The 25,172-nt window shown below is 60.1% G+C and carries 29 protein-coding genes, 1 tRNA gene and 1 pseudogene; 11 read left to right on the top strand and 20 right to left on the bottom strand.

Annotation, left to right across the window (positions count from 1 at the left end; translation table 11 throughout):
• Positions 1 to 803: 803 nt before the first annotated feature.
• Entirely contained in the window at positions 804 to 1,514 is a 711-nt protein-coding gene (locus tag OCW50_RS27150; RefSeq protein ID WP_262299741.1) for a DJ-1/PfpI family protein, read from the bottom strand.
• 354 nt (positions 1,515 to 1,868) lie between these two features.
• On the opposite strand from OCW50_RS27150, the gene OCW50_RS27145 reads away from it, so the two are divergent.
• The gene (locus OCW50_RS27145) at positions 1,869 to 2,222 is read left to right on the top strand and encodes a hypothetical protein (protein ID WP_262267351.1); all 354 of its coding nucleotides are present in this window, start codon (positions 1,869 to 1,871) and stop codon (positions 2,220 to 2,222) included.
• Between the two features lie 87 nt (positions 2,223 to 2,309).
• Here OCW50_RS27145 and OCW50_RS27140 read toward each other — a convergent pair whose 3' ends face one another.
• Positions 2,310 to 3,086, bottom strand: coding sequence for a hypothetical protein (locus OCW50_RS27140; RefSeq protein ID WP_262299740.1), 777 nt, complete (start codon positions 3,084 to 3,086; stop codon positions 2,310 to 2,312).
• Positions 3,087 to 3,560: 474 nt separating this feature from the next.
• Between OCW50_RS27140 and OCW50_RS27135 the strand changes: the two genes are divergently transcribed.
• Positions 3,561 to 4,838: a type IV secretory system conjugative DNA transfer family protein gene (locus OCW50_RS27135; RefSeq protein ID WP_262267353.1), complete on the top strand. Its 1,278-nt coding sequence runs from the start codon at positions 3,561 to 3,563 to the stop codon at positions 4,836 to 4,838.
• A 446-nt stretch (positions 4,839 to 5,284) separates the two neighbouring features.
• On the top strand, positions 5,285 to 5,551 hold the full coding sequence (locus OCW50_RS33505) for a PilZ domain-containing protein (RefSeq protein WP_373371522.1): 267 nt from the start codon (positions 5,285 to 5,287) through the stop codon (positions 5,549 to 5,551).
• Positions 5,552 to 5,710: 159 nt separating this feature from the next.
• On the opposite strand, the gene OCW50_RS27130 is transcribed toward OCW50_RS33505, so the two are convergent.
• The 3 genes from OCW50_RS27130 to OCW50_RS27120 form a co-directional block, all read right to left on the bottom strand.
• Positions 5,711 to 5,974, bottom strand: a complete 264-nt coding sequence (locus OCW50_RS27130; protein ID WP_262299739.1) for a hypothetical protein — start codon at positions 5,972 to 5,974, stop codon at positions 5,711 to 5,713.
• Positions 5,975 to 6,181: 207 nt separating this feature from the next.
• Positions 6,182 to 6,997 carry a CYTH domain-containing protein gene (locus OCW50_RS27125; protein ID WP_262299738.1) on the bottom strand — a complete coding sequence of 272 codons (816 nt, stop codon included), beginning with the start codon at positions 6,995 to 6,997 and terminating at the stop codon, positions 6,182 to 6,184.
• Between the two features lie 102 nt (positions 6,998 to 7,099).
• Positions 7,100 to 7,897 carry a LuxR C-terminal-related transcriptional regulator gene (locus OCW50_RS27120; protein ID WP_262299737.1) on the bottom strand — a complete coding sequence of 266 codons (798 nt, stop codon included), beginning with the start codon at positions 7,895 to 7,897 and terminating at the stop codon, positions 7,100 to 7,102.
• A 299-nt stretch (positions 7,898 to 8,196) separates the two neighbouring features.
• Between OCW50_RS27120 and OCW50_RS27115 the strand changes: the two genes are divergently transcribed.
• The gene (locus tag OCW50_RS27115) at positions 8,197 to 8,391 is read left to right on the top strand and encodes a hypothetical protein (RefSeq protein ID WP_262299736.1); all 195 of its coding nucleotides are present in this window, start codon (positions 8,197 to 8,199) and stop codon (positions 8,389 to 8,391) included.
• A gap of 91 nt (positions 8,392 to 8,482) precedes the next feature.
• On the opposite strand, the gene OCW50_RS27110 is transcribed toward OCW50_RS27115, so the two are convergent.
• The 5 genes from OCW50_RS27110 to OCW50_RS27090 form a co-directional block, all read right to left on the bottom strand.
• Complete coding sequence (locus OCW50_RS27110) at positions 8,483 to 8,770, bottom strand: hypothetical protein (RefSeq protein ID WP_262299735.1); 288 nt, start codon at positions 8,768 to 8,770, stop codon at positions 8,483 to 8,485.
• Positions 8,771 to 10,431: 1,661 nt separating this feature from the next.
• On the bottom strand, positions 10,432 to 10,695 hold the full coding sequence (locus tag OCW50_RS27105) for a hypothetical protein (RefSeq protein ID WP_262299734.1): 264 nt from the start codon (positions 10,693 to 10,695) through the stop codon (positions 10,432 to 10,434).
• The gene (locus OCW50_RS27100) at positions 10,692 to 10,904 is read right to left on the bottom strand and encodes a hypothetical protein (RefSeq protein WP_262299733.1); all 213 of its coding nucleotides are present in this window, start codon (positions 10,902 to 10,904) and stop codon (positions 10,692 to 10,694) included. The genes OCW50_RS27105 and OCW50_RS27100 overlap by 4 nt, the downstream gene beginning before the upstream one ends.
• A gap of 57 nt (positions 10,905 to 10,961) precedes the next feature.
• A tRNA-Ile gene (locus OCW50_RS27095) sits at positions 10,962 to 11,037 on the bottom strand.
• Positions 11,038 to 11,195: 158 nt separating this feature from the next.
• A complete protein-coding gene (locus tag OCW50_RS27090) occupies positions 11,196 to 12,344 on the bottom strand; it encodes a phasin family protein (RefSeq protein WP_262299732.1) in 1,149 nt (382 codons plus the stop codon).
• Positions 12,345 to 12,541: 197 nt separating this feature from the next.
• Between OCW50_RS27090 and OCW50_RS27085 the strand changes: the two genes are divergently transcribed.
• Both OCW50_RS27085 and OCW50_RS27080 read left to right on the top strand, forming a co-directional pair.
• Positions 12,542 to 12,910: a phasin family protein gene (locus tag OCW50_RS27085; RefSeq protein ID WP_262299731.1), complete on the top strand. Its 369-nt coding sequence runs from the start codon at positions 12,542 to 12,544 to the stop codon at positions 12,908 to 12,910.
• A gap of 149 nt (positions 12,911 to 13,059) precedes the next feature.
• Positions 13,060 to 13,320 (top strand): hypothetical protein, encoded by a 261-nt coding sequence (locus OCW50_RS27080; RefSeq protein ID WP_373371521.1) that lies wholly within the window; start codon positions 13,060 to 13,062, stop codon positions 13,318 to 13,320.
• Positions 13,321 to 13,391: 71 nt separating this feature from the next.
• Here the strand turns inward: OCW50_RS27080 and OCW50_RS27075 are convergent, their stop codons facing one another.
• Positions 13,392 to 13,793, bottom strand: a complete 402-nt coding sequence (locus OCW50_RS27075; protein WP_262299730.1) for a response regulator — start codon at positions 13,791 to 13,793, stop codon at positions 13,392 to 13,394.
• A gap of 812 nt (positions 13,794 to 14,605) precedes the next feature.
• Between OCW50_RS27075 and OCW50_RS27070 the strand changes: the two genes are divergently transcribed.
• Both OCW50_RS27070 and OCW50_RS27065 read left to right on the top strand, forming a co-directional pair.
• Positions 14,606 to 15,640, top strand: coding sequence for a patatin-like phospholipase family protein (locus OCW50_RS27070; protein ID WP_262299729.1), 1,035 nt, complete (start codon positions 14,606 to 14,608; stop codon positions 15,638 to 15,640).
• 274 nt (positions 15,641 to 15,914) lie between these two features.
• Entirely contained in the window at positions 15,915 to 16,304 is a 390-nt protein-coding gene (locus OCW50_RS27065) for a cupin domain-containing protein (protein WP_210808134.1), read from the top strand.
• A 691-nt stretch (positions 16,305 to 16,995) separates the two neighbouring features.
• Here the strand turns inward: OCW50_RS27065 and OCW50_RS27060 are convergent.
• From OCW50_RS27060 to OCW50_RS27050, 3 genes are all read right to left on the bottom strand, one after another.
• The gene (locus tag OCW50_RS27060) at positions 16,996 to 17,214 is read right to left on the bottom strand and encodes a dodecin (RefSeq protein ID WP_210808132.1); all 219 of its coding nucleotides are present in this window, start codon (positions 17,212 to 17,214) and stop codon (positions 16,996 to 16,998) included.
• A 92-nt stretch (positions 17,215 to 17,306) separates the two neighbouring features.
• Positions 17,307 to 18,029, bottom strand: a complete 723-nt coding sequence (locus tag OCW50_RS27055; RefSeq protein WP_247654377.1) for a Crp/Fnr family transcriptional regulator — start codon at positions 18,027 to 18,029, stop codon at positions 17,307 to 17,309.
• A gap of 144 nt (positions 18,030 to 18,173) precedes the next feature.
• The gene (locus OCW50_RS27050; protein WP_262299728.1) at positions 18,174 to 19,382 is read right to left on the bottom strand and encodes a trans-sulfuration enzyme family protein; all 1,209 of its coding nucleotides are present in this window, start codon (positions 19,380 to 19,382) and stop codon (positions 18,174 to 18,176) included.
• A 490-nt stretch (positions 19,383 to 19,872) separates the two neighbouring features.
• On the opposite strand from OCW50_RS27050, the gene OCW50_RS27045 reads away from it, so the two are divergent.
• Complete coding sequence (locus OCW50_RS27045) at positions 19,873 to 21,054, top strand: adenylate/guanylate cyclase domain-containing protein (protein ID WP_210808126.1); 1,182 nt, start codon at positions 19,873 to 19,875, stop codon at positions 21,052 to 21,054.
• Between the two features lie 342 nt (positions 21,055 to 21,396).
• On the opposite strand, the gene OCW50_RS27040 is transcribed toward OCW50_RS27045, so the two are convergent.
• Both OCW50_RS27040 and OCW50_RS27035 read right to left on the bottom strand, forming a co-directional pair.
• Positions 21,397 to 21,621: a DUF3563 family protein gene (locus tag OCW50_RS27040; protein ID WP_210808124.1), complete on the bottom strand. Its 225-nt coding sequence runs from the start codon at positions 21,619 to 21,621 to the stop codon at positions 21,397 to 21,399.
• A 146-nt stretch (positions 21,622 to 21,767) separates the two neighbouring features.
• Positions 21,768 to 22,046, bottom strand: a complete 279-nt coding sequence (locus OCW50_RS27035; protein ID WP_210808122.1) for a glycosyltransferase family protein — start codon at positions 22,044 to 22,046, stop codon at positions 21,768 to 21,770.
• Between the two features lie 372 nt (positions 22,047 to 22,418).
• Between OCW50_RS27035 and OCW50_RS27030 the strand changes: the two genes are divergently transcribed.
• A complete protein-coding gene (locus OCW50_RS27030; RefSeq protein WP_210808120.1) occupies positions 22,419 to 22,688 on the top strand; it encodes a DUF6894 family protein in 270 nt (89 codons plus the stop codon).
• 105 nt (positions 22,689 to 22,793) lie between these two features.
• On the opposite strand, the gene OCW50_RS27025 is transcribed toward OCW50_RS27030, so the two are convergent.
• From OCW50_RS27025 to OCW50_RS27015, 3 genes and pseudogenes are all read right to left on the bottom strand, one after another.
• Positions 22,794 to 22,997 (bottom strand): helix-turn-helix domain-containing protein, encoded by a 204-nt coding sequence (locus OCW50_RS27025; protein WP_210808118.1) that lies wholly within the window; start codon positions 22,995 to 22,997, stop codon positions 22,794 to 22,796.
• A complete protein-coding gene (locus tag OCW50_RS27020) occupies positions 22,994 to 23,263 on the bottom strand; it encodes a hypothetical protein (RefSeq protein ID WP_262299727.1) in 270 nt (89 codons plus the stop codon). Before OCW50_RS27020 ends, OCW50_RS27025 begins: the two co-directional genes overlap by 4 nt.
• 190 nt (positions 23,264 to 23,453) lie before the next feature.
• Positions 23,454 to 23,912: pseudogene (locus OCW50_RS27015) on the bottom strand (peptidase); the annotation flags it as partial.
• Between the two features lie 409 nt (positions 23,913 to 24,321).
• On the opposite strand from OCW50_RS27015, the gene OCW50_RS27010 reads away from it, so the two are divergent.
• Positions 24,322 to 24,735 carry a hypothetical protein gene (locus OCW50_RS27010; protein ID WP_262299726.1) on the top strand — a complete coding sequence of 138 codons (414 nt, stop codon included), beginning with the start codon at positions 24,322 to 24,324 and terminating at the stop codon, positions 24,733 to 24,735.
• Positions 24,736 to 24,807: 72 nt separating this feature from the next.
• Here OCW50_RS27010 and OCW50_RS27005 read toward each other — a convergent pair.
• Positions 24,808 to 25,172: cupin domain-containing protein (locus OCW50_RS27005; protein WP_262299725.1), on the bottom strand; the 365-nt coding region annotated here is incomplete at its 5' end.

The raw sequence follows: 25,172 nt of genomic DNA, 5'->3' as shown, positions 1-25,172 counted from the left end.
AAGCTCCGAGCAGCGCGCCCGGATGGCCACCCTGCCACAGACCCTTCTCATCGGGGACGATGTACTCCCGGTTCATGGGACCCCAGACAGTGATCTCACCTACTTCCTCGAAACCTTGGAGAATGGAAGCTGCCGTCCGGCAATACGGAATGAGTCGACCACCCGGGCGGGCCAAACCAGCGCCTCCCTGATCCTGTGCGGTCACACTCATATTCCGCGGGTTATGACCCTGGACGACGGTCGGCTCATCGTGAACCCGAGCAGCGTGGGGCTTCAAGCCTTTCACGATGATGCTCCCTTCCCGCATACAATGGCGGCTGGTTCACCGCATGCCCGCTACGCCTTAGCCGAACGCTCCAAAGGTGGATGGCACGTCAAGATGATGGCCGTTGAGCATGATTGGGATGCGGCTGCAATCCTGGCAGAGCAGCGGAGGCGGCCGGACTGGGCCTAAGCGCTCAGAACGGGCAGGCTATGAATTATCCTCGAAGGGTAGGATCGTGATGAGTGTAGCGCATCGCCTCAGCGTCGCAGAGGAATCCGAAAAGCGCTGGCACATCTGCTCGGGTCGACCGCCGCAGAAGAAGTCGTGCTGTTTCGGTGCTCATCCGAAGCCCCTGCCGAGCTGCTAGTCCATTAGCTTAGTGCAGGTCGCCTGCTCGCATGATTTCGCTGACGACGCTATATGGAACTGGGTGATGTGTCATTTGAACGTGTCCAAAAGTTTTGTATAGCGCTGCTGACGAGGAGCCAGTAATGAGTCAGTCTGAGTGGCCCTTCGAGGGAACTCACCGAGGCAAATATCACTTGGCAGTACTGCTCACTGAACACTGGCTAAATTGCGCTCTCAAAGCCGCCGCAGTCTGTGCCACCTCTTCTCGCTGCTGCTGAAAGGCGGCCGATCCTTCCCGCACCGTCGCAATGACAGCAGGGTCAGAACTGCTCGGAGATCCTCCAGGAAATGGTGGTTCGGGATCGTACTCCATGGATAGCTGCACCCGCCGGGCCCGATCTTCACCAAACAGAGCTGCCGCGAGCGTCAGAGCGAAATCGATCCCGGAAGTGACACCCGCCCCGGTCACCCGGTTGCGGTCTACCACAACACGTTCCGCCACAGGCTCGGCTTCAAAATAGGCGAGTTGGTTGAGCGACAGCCAGTGGCAGGTAGCACGATGGCCCGTCAGCAGACCGGCGGCGGCCAATACCAGTGACCCCGTACACACGGAGGTCACGTAAGTAGCGTTTTCAGCCTGGGCCTGGAGAAAGGTGAGAACCTCCCTGTCAGCCATAAGGTTGATCTGCCCAGGCCCGCCAGGACCAAACAGGATGTCCGCCTGCGGACAATCGGCAAAGGTGGTGGTCGGTATCAGGCCCAGCCCACTCCCATCGACGACCGGATCGGAGGACTTCCAGGCCAGATGAAGAGACAATTCCTCGAATCGGGCGAACAGCTCAAAGGGCCCGGTCAGGTCCAGTTGGGTCATACAGGGGTAGGCGAGCATGACAACGTGCATGGGCACTCTCCGAGGAGCTATCGCGGGTGTCTAAGCGAGCGGCGTCTTACAGCTTACGCTCCCCAGTGGTGATCCACCTTGCCTTGCCGGTCACGTGAACACGCAAAGATGAGCTGAGCTCATTAGGGATAGCAAATGGGACATTTTGCCTTTGCTCAGTGCTGACAATTTAACTTTTGCGCCTACACAAGACTTGGCTGGCAACAGGTATTTTGACAAAAAGTCCTTAGCGGGTGTCGGTCATGGACCTGACCGGGAGAATTTTCTCTTCTCAATGGTTCCACGTTGGGAGCCGGTTTGCTGCCTCTCTGGTGAAGCGCTGTCGGAGGCAGCGCTTGGCTGTGAAACTTCGTTTTGGGTGAAGTAGGTATTGATCAGGGCCACAACCTTTCGGCCCAGCGCCCGATCCTCTTCAAGGCTGCCCGTATCGAGGATCTCGAGCCGGATCTCGAAATCGGGGTCGCAAATGAGAATGGCCGGATCCTGCTCGTTACCGTCGCCCGAGCTGTCGAGGAACCAGCCCTCGTCCAGGTTCGGGTCGTCAACAACGAGACCCGCATTCAGGCTCTCGACAAGATATCTCGCCAGACGATCGTTGATCCGTGTGCCATCGTCCTCACCAAAGAGGATCCGGGGCTCGCCCTGAGGATCCCGGATGACGTGCTGCCGCTCTCGTCCAGGGCGGGCGAGGAACAGGGTCCATTGTGACGACGGGCTCATGGGCTACTTCTTGTCCGAAGATTATTGGGGACAGCTTACGCTGGCGCCATGACAAATAGCACTTCTGCCTTCGGATCAGTATCGCCGTCCGAGCATCCAGTCGCCTACCTCATCAAGGGCATCAAAGGCGCGGTTGGTCAGGCGGCGCGGACCGGCCAGCAGCCCCTCCTCCCGCTCCACATTATCAGGCAGCGGACGGGGTGGCATCGCCTCACGGTATCCTCCGAATTCGCCAGCCGGCCCGTCGATAGCCCAGTCCCGCTGAGCCACGGCAGGCGGCGTGCTCGCTGGCGGCGCCGAGTGCCTGTCATTCCTCGCCTCGGCTGAGCGCCGGTTCTCAGGCGGCAGGATGTCCTCGACCCCGCTCAGGGCCACAGACTGCGACTGGGGCAGAGCAACCCTGTAGCCGAGCTCCTGGGCGACACCCGGCAGGTTCCGGACCGCCGCCCGGCCCGCTTCCATGCCATGGCAGATGCTGAAGTACAAGGCATGGAAGTTGGCGTTCTGACGGATGGTCTCGCGGCTCTCCCGGGTGGCGAACGGCGCGAGATAAAACGCCATCGTGCGCCCAGCCTTCTCGGCCACAATCGCTGGCTTGGTTCGCGAACAGTACACATACCCGTTCTCCTCACTGAGTTCCCTGCGTCCGCTTGAGCTGGCATGGAAGGTCTTCACCCGGGTTTGCATGAGTGTGCCCTCCCCTGTCTTGGTCAGAGGAGAAGCCGACAGGATGGCGAACTCGTCGCAGCCATCAGGACGGCAGAGGCCGCGGATGATGTCGGGACGGCTATTGGTCTGAGCGAAGGCTGGGGTCGCGAGCACGAGGGCAAGGGCAACAAGAGGTCTGAGCATTGGTGGCCTTGGGCGAGCTGATGGTTAATGAAGCGTCACCTCCGACGTCGCGCACGAATGTGACGATTTCAGGCCGGTCCACCCATGGTATCTGGCGGCGATAGCCGCGACGCCCCTTCGGCCGCGAAGGGCTCCAAGACGTCCGGAAGTCCTGCCGTGGGCTTGGACAAGTTCGAGTGTTTTTGTCCCGATAAGAACCCGAGCATCAGGAGCGCCTTTCATATCGGGCGATCTGAGCGACCTTTAGCCTGCTCGCGACCGCCGTCACCAGGGACCGTTCCGCAGGTTCCGTGTGCGGACGGGGATGACGTACCCCGGCGATGGACGCCGAGCGTGTCGTTGTTCTCGCCTGGCTGCGAAAACCTGCCGCAAAGTTCTGCAAAACGTGGACCTGTGCGTTCCTCTCCTGCGTAACAGGATTTCGAACTTCTCAGTCGCTTTCTCTTTCCTGTCCACCCGAACGGATCAGACCACGTGAAAGACCTTCTCAAAAAACTCTTTGGACTAGGGCTCTCTAAAGATGCCATCATCGCTCCCCACGGTGCGATCCTCACGCTCGGGGAGGACCGCCGGGGCGTTCCGCACGGCACGACCCGGAACGCGAACACCCTCCTCCTTGGAGCCAGCTCGCGCCAGCGGGTGGAGAGGGTGATCGTCCCGACCCTTCTGCGGGGCACATCGGCGAGCTACATCGTCGACGACCCGACCGGAGAGGTTTACGACCTCACCGCTGCTACCCGGGCCAAACTGGGACCCGTCTCACGCATTCGGTGGCACAGCGGGAGCTCCTACAATCCACTCGCTGACATCAATCTGGGCACCGATCCGGAAACCCGCTCCCGACGGCTGCGCAACATCGCGGAAACGTTCATCACCCAATGGGCAGAACGATACGATCGGATTCCAGAGATCAAAACGAATGATGGCAACGACACCATCGAGCAGGAAGCAATCTCCGCTCTTTGGGGCCTGCTGGAGCTCGCCACCGCTCAGGTCGCGAACATCGGCGGATTGCGTCTGGTCGAGCCGACCTTGATGGGGCTGTGCACGGTCCTCATCGAGCACCATCTTGACGATCAAGCTGCTGATTATGTTGCCGCCGCCGACAGGTCCGGGAGCCCAAGGGCACTATTCGAATTGCGCGCCTACGCGGCTCTTTCCGATGAGCGCCGTCGGGTGATCCATGACGCGATCGTGCAACGGTTGGTGCCCTTTCATACTCCCGAGACGTCCTGGGCTTCCGGCGATCCGCGCGGCCAGTGGGCGGCCCACCGGAACATCAGTACCTCTGAGGGGGTCGAGATCAGCGGCCCGGCAACCGTTTATGTGTGCTGCCCGACCCGACACGGCCCGCATGCCGCGGCCTACAATCTCCTGACCCGCCTCCTGTGGCAGCAGATCATTGACGAAGCGATCCACGGCCGCAGCGAACAGGCGGCTGACAAGCCACAGCGGCCAGCCGTGTTCATCTTCACAAACACCGATCAGGCCGAGCCGATCTCGGGAATGACAGAGCTGGCCGCAGCCGCCAAGAAGACGGATCTTTCAATTCTCGTTTCCGCTGACGATGCGGCGTCTCTTGACCGGCTCTATGGACCGGCCAACGCTGAAGCTCTCAAGGCTGCGATGGACCTGGAACTCGACTTCGATCCAGCCGCTACCCGATTCGTGGTCAAAGGACCTGAAAAGCCCATCTTGCGGCCGTCCCAGGCGATGGGATCCTTCCTCCTACCGGCCCCCAGAGATCTTTAGAAAACCGCGCCAGAGGTTTCAGACGCGGAAATCTCTGGCGCGGTCTGCAACAAGGCCGTTTCTGGCCTCAGCAGGATGATCAGTCAAAGTTTTGGATCAGAGATGAGTTTCTTTCGATCGACTACGACTTCGGGAAACCTGTGGCTCATGGCCGTCCGCCAATTGAGAACCGGCTGCCCGGAGGTGCGTCTATACTGGATCTCGAGAAGTGTGCCACGCTGCCGCGCCCCAATTGAGCCGCTTGTCACCTCCGGCAAATCAGCTCAGTCTGATCTCGGCTGCCTGTCGACGACAGCTATCGACGAGCCCCGGGAGTTGGCACGGATGGACTGCCCTCCCGGGCTCCTCGTCGGACCTGGCGCGATACCAGGTCTGCCGGCTCTCTCAGCAGCAAAGCCCCAAGTCAGCCTGCTCTCCTATAAGTGGCCTTCCGCCGTAGTAGGAACATGTGCATGCCCTTTGGAACGTCCGAGAGTCGTTCGAGTGAGCGCTTCTCCGCGCCCTTGAAAGGGTGGATTGCAGACAAGACGGCTCCGGCACCGATTGAATGCGCCATTTGGGATCTGTCTCAGACCGGAGTGCGTGTTGTGGTGTCTGAGCCAGCCGACATTCCCCGGGAGTTTCAGCTGCAAATTCCAGACCATGGGGCGGTCGCTCGGGTTCGCTTGATCTGGACAGACGGGGTTCATTACGGGGCGACATTTACGGATTGAGGCGAGAACCCGACCAAGTCCAACGATGAGAGGGAGCGAGGGTCCTGGGCTTGGCCGGGAGTACGGTCGGGCAACCGGTGTCCTAAGATGCCGGCTCACCACTGAACCAGTGGTGAACGCGGATCAGCATCCTGTCTGGACTCCATCGAAAGGGGATGCTCACCGCTCCCAGGCGTCACCATGGCGATTGTTGGTTTTGATCGCCGGACTTCCGAGCCAATCACAAAGATCCTCCAACGAGGCGAAGACATGCTCGAGGTCGGTAAAGGGTGCCGGCCTGCGCGCTGGAGGTAAATCCTCGAGGAGTTCCGCTGTCCACGTATAAGGCTGATAGGAGCTGTTGCGCACCACGCTCCCCACGACCTCTCCGTTGAGGAGGAGATCATAGGCGCCGGGCGCCAGCTGGATCAGGCTGTAGGTCATTGTCGGTTCTTGTCAGAGGCGAGTTGCCGATCAATCCATCATCATTTTCGGCCTGGGCGGCAACCATCAATTGTCCTCATCCTCGGCGGATGACCTGTGCCTCCCCTGACACAGACACCCCGAGCTGATCAAGCCGCCAGTGCTTTCCCTGCATGGATCCAGGCAAGGATCCTCTCCGATGCAAGCTCAACTATCTTGACGACAAGATCAGCGTCCCTGTGGCTGCAATGAGCGGGCGAGTTCCCGGATCACGCTGTCTTCGATGTTGAGCCTGTCGAATTCCTGTTCGGCCGCAGGATCTAAGACCGGCTCCGAAGCCTCAGGCGCACGCGCCGCCTGGGATGGCTGCGGCTGGGGCTCGCCAGCGCGATTGTCCAAGATATCGAGCAGGCTGTGGAGGGCTGCGTCCGTGACCTCTATCATTGCAAGGGATGGCAGACCGGCCAGAGCGATGGCGCGGGTTTGATAGTTGGGATCACTGGTGACCTCAGGCCCGAACCAGGCCGGAGGCCGGAACTTTCGCGCTGCCTTGTCGTGCTTGAACACGATGGTGATCAGATCGAGCGGTCCCGGACTGATGAAGCGGTGGACGGCGGCGATGTGGGAGCCGATGTCCACGCTGACATTCTGGAGTTCGACCTGTCCGGCAGTCAGTTCGAGCAGAGCCTCGGCCTGCAGACGGGAGATCGCAGTCAGATCCTCGTGCATCCCGGTGGGATGAGGTGAGACCAGGACGAGGTGCCCTGCTTCGCCTTCCAGCTGGACATGGGTGCTGCGGCTTGGTCCTTCCGGGAAGTAGCCTCGTCGGACAAGCTGACCTCCTCTCTCCCTCTCGATCAATCGAGCCAGGGAGGAGGCGAGCAGAAAGACACGGGTGGTGCTCATCGGGTGTCCGCCTTCCACAAGAGGTGCTGGTCGATCAAATCGATGCAATGTTACATTGCGACGACCGACAGGGCACGACAGTTTGGCGGGATCTGCTTCAAATGCAACCCGGTGGTTAACCCGGCACTCGACCAGCATCTCCTGATCGCGCCCGATGTCTCCGTGGGCACCGAAGGACGGCGATGAGCCGAGATGATCCTCAGCAGAAGGTTGTTGGCGACCACCCTCTCTGGTGAGGTGCTAAGCATTGAGGAACGGGCGATCGCCAGGTCGGAGGTTTTCGTTGGCCCACATGGCGGCTTGGGTGCGATTGGCGGCCCCGATCTTGCGCAGGATCGACTTCACGTGGACCTTGATTGTCGCTTCCGTGATCTCGAGCTTCCGGGCAATGACCTTGTTGGCCTCCCCACCCATCAGCGACTGCAGGATGACCGTCTCGCGAGGCGACAGTTTCTCCACCCGCGGATCAGGAGTGTTGGGCTCGGACGTCGACGGGGTGGGAGCCAAAGCCGAAACCGTGGACGCTTCATCGAGCAGGGACTGGAGCACGCTTCCCGGCAGAATCGGCTCGCCCAGAACTGTCAGCTCAAGAACGTTGATCAGCACCTCACGGTCAACTGTAGCGAGGCAGAAGCTATCCACCCCGGCCGCGACCGCAAGCCGGACCAGGCCAAGATCAAAGCTTGTGGCGATGACTACGATGCGAGCCGAAGGGTGGTGCCGCTTGGCGTCTTCAACAAGCGTGATTGTTTGCTGGGGCGATCCACTGGCGTCAATGACATAGAGAACTGGAACTGGATCAGCCTGACAGGTTGATGCGCTCTCTCCGAGGCATCCTCCGTCGATAACTCTAAAGCAGGTCCCCGTCAGCAGATGCGTGAGCCCGGCCCCTAGCAGCGCGTTGCCGCAGAGCAATGCCGTGACGATCTGCTGATCGGAGCAGCCTGCCTCTCCATTCGAGCCAACCGCACAGCCGTATTGATCGCCATACATCCCCTGCCCCCGTCGTATCGCCCCAAGCCAATCCTGCATGTTCATCAATGATGAAGAATCCTGGCTGGGCAAGGGAATGCGACCCAATCTACTCACTAAGAGGTACGCATTAGTACGTAAGGGCAAGGCACTGTTCAGCTGTGCTTAACGAAGTTGTGGGCGGGCCTCCGTGTCTCAGCCCAGTTGAGGGTAGAGCCCACCATCGGGATCCCTTGCTGCGCCGTGGAATGAGATGGGTTAGCCATCGTCTCACCGCCGCTTGCCCGCGCTAGCGACGGACCTCTATCGGGCAGCTGGGCATGGTTCTTGCTTAGCCCAAGGAACTCTCCTGGTGTGAGGCTCGCATGCTGAACTTTCTCCGCCCCTGGCTCGAAACCCTGAACCACGCCGAGCGCGATCTCAGGCAGCAAGGCTACATTGTCATCTATGGTGGAATGACCTCCATCATCGTGCCGATCGACTCAAGCGAGCGAACGCCACGGTCTCCTGGCAAGCCGCTTCGGCTGTGGGGAGCGGCTCCAGCGGAGTTTGGAATCTGATCAGAACCTCCGTCCTGGTCTGCCATGCGAGAGATTCACTGCGTCGACTGCAACGCAGATCGCTCCATCTGCGCGATGGCGCGCTCCTGGCTCAGGACTTTAGCTCCTCCCTTCCCTCCCCCGCTTTGGCCTCGCCGGATGCCCCGGTCTCCAGCGCGTGAACTCGGGCCTCGATCCACTCGCTCATCTTGTCGACGAACTCCATGGCGTAGCCCCTCAGCCCCTCATCAGCCTCATAGGTCTGCAGGAAGGCTTGCCGCACCTTCTCAACTTCATCCCCGATGTAGGCGGAGCGGTGATCAGGAGGCACGATGACGGCCCGCTCGGCAATTGTCGCAACGATCTTCTCGATCCGAGCGGCTTGCTGTTCTCGATTCATCTTCGCCTCTCGTCCCGGTGCTGCCGATCCTGTTAAGCGCCTCCGGTTTCGCCGATAGCCGCTCTCAGATCCGCCAATGCTGCTTCAAATTTCGAGCCCGGCACATAGGCCTTTAGGAGAAAGTCGATTGGCTTTTCTATCCCTACCTCCGTCAATTTTAGGGCAGGATCCGCTTTTTGGATCGACAGCCACCGGAGCATTCGCGTGAGAGCGAGCAAAAGCCTGTGATCATCCTTAAACTGGCAAGCTGCTACATCGGGCGGCCTCGACTGTCAGACTGCCTGGCCTGGATCCAAAGCGCGATGTCACTTCATTTTGCATGCAGACATCCTGGCTGATGGACCGAGCGACCTTCGCCGAAGCATTTGGATTTCGGAGCTACTCCTGAAAGGAAACAGGGCGTGGTCCAGGACCAAAGACCCACTCCTCTTGCTCAGTTGCGGATGGATGGAGACCCCTTAGCCTATGAGACGTGGCTCAAGTAGTTGCCCCTACGGGAGTTACGGCGCTCCGGCTGAGAGTTAAAGCGAACCTCTCTTGGCTGGAGCGTTTCCTTTTTGGCTCGACCTGGCCGAGCAGCGCTCGATCCTGCCACCTCATTTCGGGCGCCTTGCGTCGGTTGGCCAATTATCTCACGCTCACCGTGGTAGTCTGTCGACGGTAGTCCGCCGCATGAAGGGATCCGAGTTTGAAGCGGAATTCAGGTGGGTTTGGGAGGGCCGCAGGTGACTGCCTGGAGGGCTGCTGCCTGATGCGGCACTCGTCCGTGAGCTTTGCGAGCATCGGCGCCGTCAGCGTAGCGCCGCGTGAGCCTCTGCTGAGGACCCCGCGTTTCCGCTCATATGCCAGGTCGAGATCACCAGCGTAGCGATCAGCACTTGTCGCGAGAGCTCATCCTGACTCCCATCCATGATGATCGTGCGATCACGTCCTGTCCTGGTAAAGAGAAGCGCCTCGTGCGTAGCAGAGGCGCTCCCCTTCCAGGGAGATTCGGACCCCAGCCGTTCCTTCAAGGACGCGACCAATATGCCTGATGGCCAGCGCTTTGGCTGTATCGGAATCAGCACAGGCGCCTAACAATGTGGCCTTAGCGCATCGTGCGGACCCAGCGGGCCGCACCAGCGAAAAGTGAACCCGGTACTCGCTGACGCGGCCCTTCGGGTCGCTTGCGCGGCCCGCTGGGTCCGCCCCGAACGATGCGCTCTTCAAAGAGTGGAGCATCGGACCCACAAGTGGGTCAACTTTTGGGTCCGATGCTCTAGAGCGCGGCTAGCACCAGGCTCAGGCCGATCAGGGCGGCAAAGGAAACGACAAACCGCACGGCGGCTTGTGTGAATGTCGGGGCATGTGTCGGAGCAAAGACAGGCGCTGCAACCTCTGTCGGCGGCATGATGAAGACCTCGATGAATGCGGCAGGTTCTGGAAAATGGTGGGAGGGGCGATCCAATCGTGTCGCTCGGCGACGCTATGTGTCGGATTTCGACGCTGATGTCTGTAGCCGGCAGGTCACACGGCGGGTCTTGATGCGCGTGATCCGCTGGCTTTTGAGAGCCGCATTGCCGCTGGCTCAGGATGACGTACATTCATGCTGTGCGTCATTCCCTTGGCACACCCGCTCCGGTCGAGGTTTCAGACAGCGCCTCCGCCGGGGCGTTTCTCTCTCATGCACCCTGAGACGCGGTGCCTGGGTTGTTGGTCTTCACAGCTGGGTGGCCAAGCCAGGCGCACAACTCCTCCAAGGACGGAAAGCTGTGCTCGACCTCCCGGAACGGTGCGGGCCGCCTGCTCCGCGGCAACTCCTCAAGCAGTTCGGCGGTCCAAGTATAGGGCTGGCGCAGGCCGCTTCTCACCACGCTGGCCACGATGGTGTCGCCGAGGAGAAGGTCATAGGCGCCGGGCGCCAGCTGGATCAGGCTGTAGGTCATTGCGGGCTCTCGTCCGGGGCCAGCTGGTGATCAATCCACTCTCGGGCTTTAGCCAGGACCGTGTCCCGCTCTGGGGCCATGATCAGAGTGGGCTTATGGTCGGGCCGGGTCACGAGGGCCATCCAGTCCAAGCCGCTCGGGCTGAGGCGGATGCGATAGCCGTGATGGTCGACGAGGTCGGCCTCCTGAGAGGGAGAGGAATCGGTCATTATCGGACGGGTTGGTTTGGATGAGCGGGCAGGTCTAAACGGCGTTGGGTCGATATGTGGTGGGCCCGCCCGGACTCGAACCGGGAACCAGACCGTTATGAGCGGCCGGCTCTAACCATTGAGCTACAGGCCCACAGACGCGGACTATGCCGGATCGAAAGTGGCTTGGCTATTGCATGATCACCACTAAGTCATGAACGACGCCGCGGTCCAAGAGAATGGTTGTCTCCTGACTAACACGGCCTTGCCGCACTCCCGGCATCAAGGCCGGGAGTGCTTTGATGAAGCCTATCAGGAGATGGGCCGATCTGCCGTCGAAGACATGATCGTCTGAGTGGCCTCTTGCGCAACCTGGGCCGAGATCTGCGCGAGACGCTGGCTGTTGCCAATCATCTGCTCAACATTCTGACGGATCAGAGAGCTCTGGAGGCTCACGAGATCCGGTATGGAGCGGCAGGCCAATAACTCGTTCATGCCATCAAGGTTTTTGAGCAGGCGCTCCTGTCTGAGGCCGAACCATTCCAGTGCGATCGTGCCGGTTCCGCGGGCCAGGACCCTGTTCGAACGGGCTACGGCTTGCAGATACCGTGGCGCATGATCCAGAAGGTGTGATGTCACTCGACCCTGGACACTGGTGACCTCGATGGCGCGGTCGACGATTTCGGCCGCAACAGGCAGGCTGGCCTGAGCCGTCGCTTGGATCTCCTGCTCTACGTCCTGGATAGCCTCCGGCATAGCCTCAACTGCCGCCAGCAGGTTGCCGCTTGTGCGCGGTGTGCGTTTAGCCCTCGGGCGCCGGACCGGCTGGTCACCGGCCGCCCGCGTGGCCTCGGCGATCTCCTCCTCAACCTTTTCGACGACCGCCTCGACCTCCTCCTCGTTCAGGACCTTCAGCACCACCGGAAGCAGTTCGTTCTTGTCGTTGCGGATGTGCTGCTGGAACACCTTCCTCAGCTCCTCGACCTTCGGCAGAAACGTATCGCTGTCCTTCGGCGTGGCGGCAAGCTCGTCCAGAAGAGCCCTGGTCTGCTGATTGTCATCCCGCGCTTCGCGGACGAGGTCAGCGGTTTCTGGATGGTTCTCCAGCACCGGAAACAGGTGCTGCTCCTGCAGATTGGCCAGAAGATCCAGCTCATGGGCCAGGCTTGCGAGCAGCTGTTCGCGGGTCTCGGCAGCATCATTGGCTGTCCCCAGCAGCTGGGCGAAGAGTTCGTTGGCCTTATCAGGCGGAGTTTGGCCGATGGTTCGGTTGATCATCATTCCTCGCAGACAGGACAGAGGATCCGGCATCATCGACCGTACAGAGCCTGCAGCGGTCGTAAGGCGAGATCCCGCCAAGGGTGAAAGAACGCCAGAGACAGGTACGCACAATTGGGCAGGCAAGCTTGTTGGATTGTGGAACGCAACAACGACACAGCCGCAGTCAACAAGCTCGACCATTCATATGGCAGTGCAGCATGAGGGAGCAAGCCTTCGGGTTAGATTGGCCGTGATGCGCGGCAATATAGCCCAAACCGCGCGATTGTGCGCCGCACAATAAGCCTTGACTTTCATTGTGCGATGCACAATAAGCCAGCAGCCGATATCTTGAGCGGCTGCATCTTACAGCGGGCAAGGCGCCCATTTGGAGAACCATCATGAACCAGCCGTTTGAGACCGTTCAGAAGCTCGGCAAAGACAGCTTTGGCGCGACCGTGAAGGCACTCGAGGTTGCCACCACCGGCACGCAGGCGATCGCTGTCGAGACCGCCGACTATGCCAAGAAGTCGTTTGAGCAGACGGCCTCCACGTTCGAAAAGCTTGTTGGCGTCAAGTCGCTCGACAAGGTGATCGAGATCCAGACCGAATATGCGAAGAGCGCCTACGAAGGCTTCATTGCTCAGTCGACGAGGACCCGTGAGCTCTATGCCAAGCTGGCCCAGGACAGCCTTGCGCCGTTCGGTGCCCTCTACTCTGCTGCGCAGGCGACCTTTGCCCCGGCAAAGTCTACAGCGCGTGCAAAGTAATCACAGGCACCATCAGCCTGTTTAGAGCGTCCGGCTCGCCGTCGGGCGCTCTCGTCTGTTTGCTGCTGTGCATACTTCCTGATTGCATCAAGGGCGCTTGCTTGATCAGCTTAACGGCTCGCCAAGCAATCCGTAGCACTGGAGAAGCAATGATGCTGGGATCCTGGGTCAGGCTTACCCTCGATACAACTCTGCTCGGCCTGGAAGCGCAAAGTGTGATAAGCCTGCGCTTGGCGCAGATTGCAATGGGTCAGGGTACTCCGGCTGAGGCGCAGCTCATGGTGACAGAGAAGATGCTCGCCTTCATGGACGCCGCCATGACAGTTGCAGCCGGTGGGTCGGCTCATCAGGTCGTGCAGAATTACCGAAGGCAAGTCCAGGCGAATGCAAGGCGCCTGAGACTGGCCTGAGGCCAGCATTGCGGGCTAAATTCTTAACGCCACCTCGCTCCTCAAGAGTACGTCAGATCCGATCCGAGATGTCAGGCGGCGTGCATCTCATGCTCGTCAGGAACGGACCGGTTTGATATTTGCCCGATGACACCGACAAGCTGGTGCGGACGGTACGGCGTTCGCAGACAGGGAGCGCCAGTGACCTTCTCGCGCTCCGGGAGCCTGTTGGGAATGCCGCAGGTGTAGACGACCTTGATCTTCGGGTCATCCTTGCGGGCGGCCTTCGCGAGTGCCAAACCCTCGGAGAAGTTCCCCAACTCTACGTTGATGACCAGAACGCTGATGCGCGGGGTTGTGCGCAGAAGCTCAAAAGCCTTCTCAACACTGGCCGCCACCAAGACGTCATACCCATAGCCAAGAAGGCCGTTGCTGGTCAGGATGCCAGTCAGTCGATCCTTGGAAACCAGAAGAACAAGCGGTTGTCGAGCCATATGGCGCCTCTCAGAAGAGAAGGATCCGCCCACATGGTTAACAAGTGCTTACATCAGGGGATCTACTCGGTGACATTTGTGGTCATCCGCACAAAGGTGGGTGAGAACCCAGCGGCTGCAACTGATGTCCCATGTGAGATGCTGGAATGGACGCAACCGGCTCAAGGAGCGGACCATAAGGTTGCAAGACTATTGATGCCCTGGGGATCAATGTCTTTGGTATTCTCGCTGCTGGTATCAGCCGGATCATTCCATTTGTGAATGTCACCGGCTTGCGGCCTGAGACAATCTCGGAGTCAGCACAGCCGTCGCTCTTCGAGCCTGGTGTACTCAACGATGCGTCCAAGGACGATTGACTGATGAGAGCGATTCACCAGGAGCTGAACATCGCTCCGATAGCCATTTTGACAGCCCTTGGCCATCAGGCGCTTGTGTCCAAGACATACACATTGGACAAATTATCCGAAGCAGCACCGCCTCTGCCGCGACGCGATTTCTCTAAGCGGCTGAACTGATATCAAGAACGCCGCACTCGTTTTTGGCGAAGGCTGGCTATTGACTGAGCGCCATTTTTCCCTAGGTCCCGCATTATTCCGCTAGGATCGCTGCAATGCAACTCGCGGGTAACAATCTGCATCGCCATGCGTCGATAGCATGGATCGCCAGAGCACTTCCTTGACTGCGCCAAAACTGATCAGTTTCTCGGCAGACGAGCTGCTTTGTGCGCATAATCTGCTGGGACCCGCTAATGGCTGCATTTTGAGCAGGTCTGCCTTGTTGAACTTTATGGTGCACTGCACAGTTTGTTCGCCATGAAACTCTCACTCCAAGACCTCCTGATCGGCTCTCACCCTGACCACGGCACCCAAGCCGACGCACCTGCCCCAATTCGGCGCCGGGTCATCGCGTCGAAGACCAGCAGGAGACGACTCTCTCTGGCTCTCCAAGGCGGTGGTTCTTTTGGTGCGTTCACCTGGGGCGTCCTTGATCGCCTGCTGGCCGAGGATGATCTGGTGCTGGATGCTGTGAGTGGCGCAAGTGCCGGCGCGGTCAACGCTGTTCTTCTGGCCTCGGGGCTGTCCGAAGGTGGCCGATTGGGTGCGCGACAGAAACTGGAGCGTTTTTGGAGGCGCGCCAGCGATACTGCGCCTCGGACGCAGTCCGGTGCCGCACTGGCCATGGCAACCAGCGTCCTATCCCCGTACCAGTTCAATCCATTTAACGTGAACCCGCTCAAATCGCTGTTGGCCAGCGAAATTGACTTCGATGCCCTGCGGGCGAATCCCAGTGTGCGGCTGCTCATTGGAGCTACCCGCGTACGCGATGGCAAATTGCACATCTTTCGTGAGAAGGCTTTAACGCTCGACGCCATTCTGGCGTCCGCTTGCCTTCCGGTTATTCATCATGCCGTCTCGATTGATGGTGAAGCCTATTGGGATGGCGGGTACTCGGCCAACCCGCCACTGATCCCGCTGGTTTCTGCCTCACGAGCTTCTGAAGCTCTGATTGTGCAAATCATGCCAACGGCTGGCGCAGAGATGCCAACAACATCCTCTGAGATCGCCAAGCGCATGGAGCAGATTACCTTCAACAGCTCACTTCTGCGGGATATGGACGCTCTCGCTGCCATGCGGTCATTGTCTGGCGCTGAGCCGGGAGGATCAGTTCTCTCGCGCAAGCTCCGCAAGCTACATCTCCACCATATCGCGGCTGAGGAGAGCTTTCCGCTGCTGAGCCAATCGAGCGCGCTCAATCTGGATTGGCCGTTCTTGCTTCAGCTTCGTGATGTGGGACAGGCAGCAGCGGATAAATGGTTGTCGGGGGCAACTGACGGACTTTCGAGCTAACCCTTTCCTCAGTGATGAGCTTCGAACGCAACCTCTCCTGTTGATTGCACTGGCTGCGAGTGCCTGCCGGCAACGGAGACCTGCCCTTCCTAGCCGCTTGTCCAGATGCGATGTTTCCGACCATACGCATGAACAGGAGTTTCTGGCCGCCTCGCTGCCGGTGTCCTCTGCTGAGAGCACCTGCTTCAGGGGGAAGACCACTGGCGGAGGCCTGACATCGCATTGCTTAGTCTAATGTGGTAACCGTCACCCGCTGCCCGCAGGAGTATGTTCCATGTCGGTTGCGACGAACCGCCTCGGGGAGCTTCCAGATGCCACTGCTCCAGATGGCTCCGAGGTGCGGGTCCTGTGCAGCACGAGCCGGGGCAGCCTGGCGCATTTCACGCTGCCGCCGCACGCGGTCTCGAGGGCCATGGCGCACCGGAGCGTTGAGGAGGTCTGGTACTTCGTCTCTGGTCGGGGGCAGATGTGGCGCCGCTGGCATGACCGGGAAGAAGTCGTGGACGTGGAGCCTGGGGTCGCCATCTCAATCCCGGTTGGAGCCCGCTTCCAGTTTCGCTCCGTCTCGCCCGAGCCCCTGACGGCGGTGGGAACCACCATGCCGCCGTGGCCGGGCGACGGCGAGGCGTTTGCCGTCGATGGGATCTGGGAACCAACTGTTTGATAGGTTCAGGAGAGTGTCGCGTTAACGCTCCGGGTGCCGAGGTCCAGTGCTATACTTCCTCAAGCCTTAAACCGAGCCGAGCGAAAGATGGAAACTAAGAATTTACATAGGGATGCGATCAATTGCTTCTGAAGAAGCCGCCATTTCCGAATGCTATGACATAAAGGCATAGCACCTCTTCGAGGATGCTGCTCCTCAGGAAAGGCCCGATCCTTCTATGCTGCAGCGCAGCAAGAACAATGATCGCCGGCCACTAAGGCCGGTCACTGCTGGGGGCCTCCATGTTCGTTATCTACATCCTGTCCAAGATCCGTAGCCACAAGTTCTATTGTTAGAACTGATCGATGCCCGCACCCAAAAAGAAGCCGTCTGGCGTCCAGACCTCACTCCGCTTCAATCCTCCCTCCCTGGAAGAGGCGATCTATGCCGCGCAGGGTCTCACCGACGGGGTTGATGGTCAGGCAGAGATTGCCGCAAGGCTGATGGGCTTGTCGGAGGCAGAGGTCAGAGCCGCGATTCTCAAGGCAGCCGCCGCCAGGCCACGCCTCTCCAGCCGGCCACTGACTCAGGCTCGGGTTGCGCCAGGCCGACAACCTGTTGTGGTGGAGCGTAGAGCGCCGCGCGTCTTGACCCGCTGAGGGCAGGCTTTCGTTTCGCCTGATCGCGCCCCGTCGCACGAGGCCGTATCCTGTTATGGATGTTCACCTTCCAGCGTGAAACCCGCCTTGAGCACGACTTGGTAATGGTGAACCTCGCCGTTCTCCACATGTCCCCGGGTTTGCACCACCTCAAACCACCTCAGGTTGCGTAAGGTCTGGTCGGCACGCTTGATTGCCGTTTGGATTGCATCCTCGATGCTGCTCGTCGACGAGCCCACCAGTTCAACGACCTTGTAGACGTGATCGGACATTCTACCCTCCCTGCTTGTATCCAAGGATCATAGGTAGGGCGACCGATTTCGCCTGCGAGGCCGGTGCGCTCAGCCGGCGCGTGGAACGAGGATCAGGAACATTGCGGCTGCTGACGTCGATTGGTGGTCGAGGTATTCCCATAGGTGTGAGGGAGCAGCCGCTCAAAGCTGCTGCGAACAGTGCCGTAGCACTCACAAGAGGTCTGCTCCAGACTGGCGCGGTCGGTCACCGTGATGACACCACGGCCTTGTTTGATGAGACCTGCCTCCTGGAGTGATCGGGTGATGCTGCTGACGGTGGAGCGCTGCACGCCCAGCATGTCGGCCAGGAACTCATGCGTCAGCGGCACGGTGTTCCGATCGAGCCGGTCGTGCATGCTCAGGATCCAGCGGCAGGCGCGGGCTTCGACACTGTGGACGGCATTGCAGGCGACGTTCTGCAGAACCCGGGCCATCATCGCCTCGGCGAACCGCAGCACCAGTTGGCGCACCTTCGGGCGCTGGCCGATCACCGCGTGCAGGCGCTCCAGCTCGATTCGGGAGGCAGTGCCGGAATTCAGCACGATGTAGCGCCCGAAGGAGTGGCTGGCTGTCATCGCACTGACGAGGCCTAGGGCCCCTTCTCGACCATAGACCGCCATCTCGGCCGAGCGGCCGTCCTTCAGCACGGCCACCAGCGACACCACCGTGTCATGAGGAAAGATGGCATGCCTCAGAGGATCCCCCGCCTCGTACAGCACTTGGTCCTGCTGCAGGGAAACCCCGTCCAGGTGCGGCTCCAGTGCCGCGAAGTCGTCCGGCTCCAGGGCCGCCAAAAGGCGATTAGCGCGATGGCTGACCTTGGGAGCTGGAGCGAGGACAGAGTTATCAGCTTTCATACCCCGAGCTAGCCGAAGAGATGCCGGAAGAAAAGTTAGGGATCCTACTTAAGCTAACGGAAGGAGGTTTGGCGGCCTTGCTCATCCGAGCGCCTGCTCCAGATCGGCGATAATGTCGTCCGGATCTTCCAGCCCGACCGAGAAGCGGAACACCCCGTCGCCTGCCCAATCGCGGTAGGAGCGGGCCTCCGCCCCCTCCAAGTGGAACGATGACCGTAGAACGTCGTCTGTAGGAATGTAGAACAGCAGGCTCTTGGTCTTGCCCAGTGAAACCGCATACGAGACCACCCGCAGCTGCTCGGCGAGCTGGCGGGCCAATGCTCCACCTTCTTCCTTGGCCGAAAAAGCCAGCAGGCCGGAGAAGTTGCGCATCTGGCGCTGAGCCAATTCATGCTGCGGATGGCGGGGAGAGCCCGGCCAAAATACCGACCGCACCTTGGGGTGATCGGCCAGGAAAGCCTCGATCCGGCGGGCGTTCACTTCGTGCATCATCATGCGGGGCGCCAGGGTTTCTAGCCCGCGTAGGATCAACCAGGCGGCAAAGGGCGAGAGCGAGCCGCCCAGATGGATGAGGCTACCCTTGCGTAAGGCGGCGATTTGCTCCTGTCGGCCGATCACGGCGCCTCCGAGGGCGTCGCCATGCCCGCCAATATACTTGGTCAGCGAGTGCACCACATAGTCGGCGCCAAGCGCCAGCGGCTTGGTGCCGAGTGGGGTGGAGATGGTTGCATCGACCGAGAGTTCGGCTCCGCCAGCATGGGTGATCTTAGCGATGGCGGCTATATCGGACAGGCGGAGGATCGGATTGGCTGGCGTCTCAACGTGGACGAGCTTGGTGTTTGACCGCATTGCCGCAGCCACAGCCTCAAGGTTCGACGCGTCGACGGCTGTGACGGCGATGCCGTGCTTGGGCAGAATATCATGGGCAAGCTCTGCAACACCTGCGTAACAGACATTGGACAGAACCAGGTGATCACCGCTGCTCAGGCGATCCAGAAACAGGGCGCTGATTGCCGCCATGCCGCTGGTAAAGCTGAGGGCCGCCTCGCCACCTTCGAGTGCAGCCAAGCGAGTTTCCAGCAGCGCGAGGGTCGGATTGCTCCAGCGCGTGTAGAAATGAGGCGCGGCCTCATTCAGATCGTTGGCTGAGAAACCCACCGCGTCTGGATGGGTGAAGAAGCTGGTCGCCATCACTGGAGGGGACGATGCCGGCAATCCGATCTCCCGAGGCCCCGCTCCGGCATGAAGGGTCAGGGTTGCATCATGGCTCACCGACGTCTGATCATTCATTCGGCTGCTCCTTCGTGGTGTTCCTTCCCCGTCCCGGTAGCACTCGCGCCAGCAGGGTGGCAAACGGCGGCAGAACACAGGAACCTCCGCAAGCGTGGGCGCAGGGCTACAGTTCTGGGCCGCAGTATCGGCTTAGGACGGTTATAGTCCAATAAGTGGCAATTCTCTTCCAGCCGCCAAGTTAAGCAGGGGCTCAGGGGTAGGTTTACTGTTATAACTGTAACTAGCCAACTCTCTAATCGACATCTTGAGCGGCTCAGAACGGCGGCGCTGGACGACCGACGATATCCCGCGTGTATCAGGGTGCCATGGGAGCGATACTGAGAAATCATCCGAAGCAGGGCTGTACAAGGCCATCGGTGAGTGCGGTTCGGACAATCCTGGACAGTGGCTCCTGCTTTGAGGAGTAATACTGGGATACGAGAGATCGTCCTCGTGATGGCAAAATCGCACCGCAGGTAATCTCCGTGATGGTTCTGAAGGGACGACCATGCCCAGCCGGCGGAAGCCAGATGTCCGTGTCTTCGATCTTGCGAGCTGGCTGGCTGGCCCTGCTCGCGTGAGCCTCACGCCGGTCGAGATCGTAGCGCAGACCTGCGAGCGGCTGGTGCAGGCCGGCATCCCGCTCTGGCGGGTGCGGCTCGGACAGCGGCTGGCCAATCCTCTCATCGGAGCATGGGGAATCATCTGGGTGCGCGGGGCTGAAGCCCAGGAGTACATCGTTCCGCGCAGCATGCTGGCGACGAGTTCCTATGCCGGCAGCCCTTTCGAGCACGTGATCAAAACCCGTACCCGCTTTCAGCGCTCCTTGCAGCACTTGGACCCGGCCAAGGATCATCCGGTGTTATTCGAACTGGCCGCAGCTGGAAGTACCGACTATCTTGCTCTTCCCTACATCTACGGTGACGGCTCGGTGCAAGGGGCCGCATTCACCACAGACGCCGTCAGTGGCTTCAGCCCGGAGGATGTCGCTTTTATTCAGGAGCTCAGCCCGTTCTTGGCCGCAGCGTTAGAGCCAGCTGCCATGCGGCGTTCAACCGAGAGCCTGCTCCGGACTTACCTCGGCGATGGTCCGGCCAGACGCATCGCAGCCGGTGCCATCCGCCGCGGCGATCAGGTGGAGATCGAAGCGGCCGTGCTGCTCACGGACCTGCGGGGGTACACGGCGCTTGCGGAGCAACTGGCGCCCGACCAGCTCCTGGAGCGCCTCGATCAGTACCTCGAAGTCATCGTCGAGGCTGTTCGCGCAGCGCGAGGGGACGTTCTGAAGTTCATTGGCGACGGCGTGCTGTCGATCTTTCCTGTCGAAGCTGGTGGACGAGAGGAGGCCTGTGCTCGCGCACGCCGTGCCTTGGAGGCAGCCCTGAGGAAGGCCGCTCAGCTGAGTGATCTGCACTTTGTCGGCTGTCTGCACATTGGCCCTGTCACTTACGGCAATATCGGAAGCGCCGATCGCCTGGACTTCACGGTAGTTGGTCCCACAGTCAACCTCATCAGCCGATTGGAAGCAGTCGCCAAGAGCATGAAACAGGTTGCTGTGTGTTCGCGAGAGATGGCAGCGTACTTTCCTGCTGACACAATTCAGCCTCTCGGCAGTTTCGTCCTACAAGGTATTCCGAACGAGCAGATGATTTTCGCTTTGGCGTCGCCCGACTCGGAAACCAGGGAATGATCATCTCATCTGTCAGTGCATGATGTGAGCTGTAGTCAGTTGGTATCTGATCTGCGTCCTGGCTGCCGATTGCCCACGCATGCCGGCCTATGCTCTTCGGAGTTCATGGTGTCGTGTAATCAGTTTTGCCCCTTGCTCATTTCTGATCACGTACAGGAGCATGCCATCCTCTGTGACAGGAAGAACGCGCACTACTTCACACAGACGTCCAGTTCCTCTGACGCGGACAAGCTGACCAACCACGAAGGCAGATTGCATCGCACTCTCCACGCCAAACCGGATCGCTGGCATAGCTCCCGCAGTAACAAGATGGGCTCGTTGTCGAGTAATTTGGTGAACGCGTCAGAAATGATGAAACAGTCCGCGTCTGTGCCGGTCTGGACGATCGAGTCCCCGGATGCGGAACTCCAGTTCATGCAGGTCTGTGGCTGATGCGAGGTGCGCCGCATCGCGCTCTTCATCTGTGGGCTTAAGCTGATGGCGAATCCAAGTCAGATGACGGCCGATGACCAGGGGCAGCGGCAGCCGACCAAAGGCGGCCAGCTTGCAAAGCGTGTATAAGACCATGTCATGGCTCCTCTGATGTGTCTGGAGCCCTCTGGCGCTTCCCCTGCAGGCTGTTTGTTGTTGTACGCTCTTTTCCGGTGCGTGCGCTCTCGTTCGAACGTCTTGAGCGATAGCAAACCGACATGACGGGTCTGTTACGAGGAGGCTCAGGTGGCGCGGAGACCGCGCCGTTTGACAACCACGATCTTGGGCTGCCGTCCTCGGGGAACCCCCGGTCGACTCGGCCTGGTCTGAGCCTGCACCGTCAGCACGCGCCCTCGGACTTCATCTTCCGGCAGGCCGATCAATTGTGCCGCAATGGCAATCTGGCTCTCGACCCGGTGTGTCAGGCCCTGTGCCGCCGCGATGGCCTCATCAAGACCAGGCGGATCATAGCGTGTCCGACGCTGGCCCCACGCGGCAGGAATGCTTTTCTTGTGACCCATGACCCTCTCCCCGGCATCTGACAAGGCAACGAGGGAAGAGGCCATTTGTGCGGCGCACAATTGTCGCAGCCGACGTTCAATGCAATGGCGCGTGAAGTCATGGGCCAAGGGAAAGGCGTGGCAGTCTTCGCATACACATTGTTTACCATGGCTACGGCAAGATGCGTGTACCGGCGCGTGGCGTATCAGCCCTAACAGAGGCTCTGGTGCCGTTGGTCAATGGCGCCGGGGTGGTTGGAGGGCTTCCTCTCCGCTGACGCCCTGGCTGAGGGATTTTGAGGCAGCACCCTCGGCCAGGGCGCTTGGCCGCGCAACCGGCACAGCCGTTGAAGATCAAAACCAAACCGGGGCCAGCGAACAGGAAAGAGTGCCATGGCCCGCTACTATTTTGATGTTCAGAGTGGAAAGCCGCCCGTGCACGATGACGAGGGAGCCGAGTTCGACAGCCTCGAGGCGGCCGTGCAGGCGGCGGCCCGCTCAGCGGCTGAGATCGGCACCAATCGTCTGGCGAAGGGCGATACCAGTGATGTCGTCATCGAGGTGCGAGACGAGCAGAGCCAGCGGGTCTGTACGGTGACCGCGTCAATGCGAATTGACCGGCACGGCCCATCCCATCAGGGGCCGCATTCCTGGAGCGCGTAAGTCACGCGAGGCCCGCGGCAAAGAGAAGCATCCTGCGGTTGACCAATGCCGACTCTGCCTCGCTTGGAAGCCATCCGGGCGAAATGAGATCGACGAGACGGTCGATCAGGAGCGCTGCTGGTCAGCTCTCTCACGCACTTTTCGTAGAACCGACCCGACGTATTCCTGAACGAGAGGTGCCGCCAGGCCAAGTTCCCGTGCGATCGTGTCGACCCCGGCCCCGTCGCCGAGCCGCCGCAACACATTGGCTTCCATGGTGGAAAACCAGCAGACTTCCGGATCGGGCACTTTGATGAGGGTTGCTGTCATGCTTGGCTGTCCAGGAGCGCCGACAGTTCCCTGACGTAGTTCTCCCGCCGCTGCAGGTGCCTGGCCTTGAGCATCGTTAGGGTTCGATCCTTCACATTGCTGTTGGGCAGAGTTCGGCGCAGGTTCTCGCGCTCCCGCTCGTACTCATCATCGATCTCCCGCAGAATGGAACGCAACGATCGCACCAGCGGATGATCCTCAACAGATGCAGCCGAACCTGCGCTGCTCCGGCTGATGATCAAATGGCTCTCGGGCTGGTCGCTCACCTCCGGCCTCCATGACTACTATCCTGCCGACTGCATGGTGGCAGGAATATAGATGCTTTGTCTGTCGGCAAGACGACACATCAGGGCGGATCAGGCCGGCTTGATCGATGTTTCGGCACAAAGCCAAGCGGATGAGCACAATCTGCTTCGGGAAGCAGCGCTGAAGCAGACTGTCACCAGCAACCAGCACTCATGGCGGCTCCTGTCCATAGGGTGGACGCGGAATGCTCTTGTGAGCAGCGCGTAAGGCAGCCGACCAGCGCTCGATCAAGTCATGGAAGTAAGGCTCGCCCGGCTCGATCCGGTGGAGCACTTCGAAGGCGAACGCATCGCGCCGGGCGATTGCCAGATTAATGGGTAGGGCGACTCCGATGTTCGAGCGCATGGTCGAGTCCATCGAGGTCAGGCTGATCTTCAAGGCCTCATACAGGTCCGTGTTGTAGCGAACGGCCCGATCCAGAATGGGCTTGCCGTACTTGCGCTCGCCGATCTGGAGGAAGGGGGCGTCCGGCCCGCAGCGGATGAAATTGCCGGCTGAGTAGACGAGGTAGAGTTCCATTGGCCCGCCGGTCTCCTTACGGCGGAGCCCTTCGGCCGGCAACCCCGAAACAGACTGGGACAAACTTGCCAAGCTGAAGGAACTCCTCTGTTCTGGGGCCAATACGCTGAACGTTCTCCGCCTATGGGAGGAAAGCGCAGCATCCGGGGTGCGCACCCGTCTCCAGCCGGCACTGCGCCGGTAGCCTCCCACGGCGGCATGACTTAATTCCGGCACCTGCTTTTGGCAGGATCAGCACAAACTTGGGTTTGGCAAGCTGGTTGAGTGGTCCGCGGGGGTGTCCACTAAAGCTGAGGTGCATCCAATAAAACGACGGTTTGTTCGATCTGTTGGCCCGACCTCCATTAAATTGGAGGAAAGAAGCGGCCCTGTCAGCGAGATGCGTTGCTGTGGAACCCTGCCAGGCTCATCCTTTTCTTCGACGCAGCGGAAACGCTGGCGAACTTCGGACCAGCAGACGAGAGACAGACAGATGACCAGCTCAGCCGCAATGCCCATGATGGGCAACATGATGCCGGGGATGATGCCGATGATGGGCGGCATGATGCCCAACATGACGCCTCAGATGCAAATGCCCATGATGGGTGGAATGATGCCAGGCATGATGCCCCAGATGCCGATGGGCGGGATGATGCCGATGATGGGTGGCATGATGTCCCCGATGCAGATGGGTGGGATGATGCCGGGCATGATGTGCCGCATGTCCTGCGACATGGCCGCCGACGGCTCCATGACCTGCACCATGATGCCGATGGAAGGCATGTCCGCAGACATGTTCAAGATGTGCTGCGAGAACATGATGAGGATGATGGAAATGGGCATGCCCTGCATGATGATGTGCGGCGGCATGATGCTCGTTGGCATGGGCTCGGCCATGGGCGCGCAGACCAAGCCGATGAAGAAGAGCGCCTGAACAGGCCCTCTCTGAAAGGCGCTGCCGCCCGCAAGGTGCGGCGGCGCCTACTCGGGGCGTAGGATCGAACGATCAAACCGTCTCGACGTAGGACATCACCAGGTACATGATCGCCATCACGTGGCCGGGGTTCCGGTAGATGTGCGGAACGTCGGCCTGGAAAATGATCGAATCGTCCGCGTGAAGACTGTAAACGGAGCCGTTGACCTCGATCTCTACATCACCGACCACGACGGTCAGGTTCTCGATGGTGCCCGCCGCATGCGCAACGGCGTCCTCCTGTGACTGCGCGGCGAGGGTGAGCTTATAGAACTCGACCCGCCGCTCCGCTTCGAACGGAAACAACGCCCTTGAGGTGAAGCTCCCATCCGCTGACGTCAGGATTTTCGCACTCTTCGAACGCATGACAACCGTGCCGCTGCCAGTACTCGGGCTTG

Origin of the sequence: Microvirga sesbaniae, assembly GCF_025460805.1 — a bacterium.
Classification (GTDB): Bacteria; Pseudomonadota; Alphaproteobacteria; order Rhizobiales; family Beijerinckiaceae; genus Microvirga; species Microvirga sesbaniae.
Note: the sequence above shows the minus strand (reverse complement) of the source record. Positions and strands in the feature narration are given on the sequence as shown.

What these genes read in the sequence shown, in the direction of transcription:
- OCW50_RS27150 (WP_262299741.1), bottom strand. Translation starts at nt 1,514, where the DNA reads ATGCACGTTGTCATGCTCGCCTACCCCTGTATGACCCAACTGGACCTG.
- OCW50_RS27140 (WP_262299740.1), bottom strand. Translation starts at nt 3,086, where the DNA reads ATGCTCAGACCTCTTGTTGCCCTTGCCCTCGTGCTCGCGACCCCAGCC.
- OCW50_RS33505 (WP_373371522.1), top strand. Translation starts at nt 5,285, where the DNA reads ATGTGCATGCCCTTTGGAACGTCCGAGAGTCGTTCGAGTGAGCGCTTC.
- OCW50_RS27130 (WP_262299739.1), bottom strand. Translation starts at nt 5,974, where the DNA reads ATGACCTACAGCCTGATCCAGCTGGCGCCCGGCGCCTATGATCTCCTC.
- OCW50_RS27125 (WP_262299738.1), bottom strand. Translation starts at nt 6,997, where the DNA reads ATGCTGGTCGAGTGCCGGGTTAACCACCGGGTTGCATTTGAAGCAGAT.
- OCW50_RS27120 (WP_262299737.1), bottom strand. Translation starts at nt 7,897, where the DNA reads ATGAACATGCAGGATTGGCTTGGGGCGATACGACGGGGGCAGGGGATG.
- OCW50_RS27115 (WP_262299736.1), top strand. Translation starts at nt 8,197, where the DNA reads ATGCTGAACTTTCTCCGCCCCTGGCTCGAAACCCTGAACCACGCCGAG.
- OCW50_RS27110 (WP_262299735.1), bottom strand. Translation starts at nt 8,770, where the DNA reads ATGAATCGAGAACAGCAAGCCGCTCGGATCGAGAAGATCGTTGCGACA.
- OCW50_RS27105 (WP_262299734.1), bottom strand. Translation starts at nt 10,695, where the DNA reads ATGACCTACAGCCTGATCCAGCTGGCGCCCGGCGCCTATGACCTTCTC.
- OCW50_RS27100 (WP_262299733.1), bottom strand. Translation starts at nt 10,904, where the DNA reads ATGACCGATTCCTCTCCCTCTCAGGAGGCCGACCTCGTCGACCATCAC.
- OCW50_RS27090 (WP_262299732.1), bottom strand. Translation starts at nt 12,344, where the DNA reads ATGGTCGAGCTTGTTGACTGCGGCTGTGTCGTTGTTGCGTTCCACAAT.
- OCW50_RS27085 (WP_262299731.1), top strand. Translation starts at nt 12,542, where the DNA reads ATGAACCAGCCGTTTGAGACCGTTCAGAAGCTCGGCAAAGACAGCTTT.
- OCW50_RS27080 (WP_373371521.1), top strand. Translation starts at nt 13,060, where the DNA reads ATGATGCTGGGATCCTGGGTCAGGCTTACCCTCGATACAACTCTGCTC.
- OCW50_RS27075 (WP_262299730.1), bottom strand. Translation starts at nt 13,793, where the DNA reads ATGGCTCGACAACCGCTTGTTCTTCTGGTTTCCAAGGATCGACTGACT.
- OCW50_RS27070 (WP_262299729.1), top strand. Translation starts at nt 14,606, where the DNA reads ATGAAACTCTCACTCCAAGACCTCCTGATCGGCTCTCACCCTGACCAC.
- OCW50_RS27065 (WP_210808134.1), top strand. Translation starts at nt 15,915, where the DNA reads ATGTCGGTTGCGACGAACCGCCTCGGGGAGCTTCCAGATGCCACTGCT.
- OCW50_RS27060 (WP_210808132.1), bottom strand. Translation starts at nt 17,214, where the DNA reads ATGTCCGATCACGTCTACAAGGTCGTTGAACTGGTGGGCTCGTCGACG.
- OCW50_RS27050 (WP_262299728.1), bottom strand. Translation starts at nt 19,382, where the DNA reads ATGAATGATCAGACGTCGGTGAGCCATGATGCAACCCTGACCCTTCAT.
- OCW50_RS27045 (WP_210808126.1), top strand. Translation starts at nt 19,873, where the DNA reads ATGCCCAGCCGGCGGAAGCCAGATGTCCGTGTCTTCGATCTTGCGAGC.
- OCW50_RS27040 (WP_210808124.1), bottom strand. Translation starts at nt 21,621, where the DNA reads ATGGTCTTATACACGCTTTGCAAGCTGGCCGCCTTTGGTCGGCTGCCG.
- OCW50_RS27035 (WP_210808122.1), bottom strand. Translation starts at nt 22,046, where the DNA reads ATGGGTCACAAGAAAAGCATTCCTGCCGCGTGGGGCCAGCGTCGGACA.
- OCW50_RS27030 (WP_210808120.1), top strand. Translation starts at nt 22,419, where the DNA reads ATGGCCCGCTACTATTTTGATGTTCAGAGTGGAAAGCCGCCCGTGCAC.
- OCW50_RS27025 (WP_210808118.1), bottom strand. Translation starts at nt 22,997, where the DNA reads ATGACAGCAACCCTCATCAAAGTGCCCGATCCGGAAGTCTGCTGGTTT.
- OCW50_RS27010 (WP_262299726.1), top strand. Translation starts at nt 24,322, where the DNA reads ATGGGCAACATGATGCCGGGGATGATGCCGATGATGGGCGGCATGATG.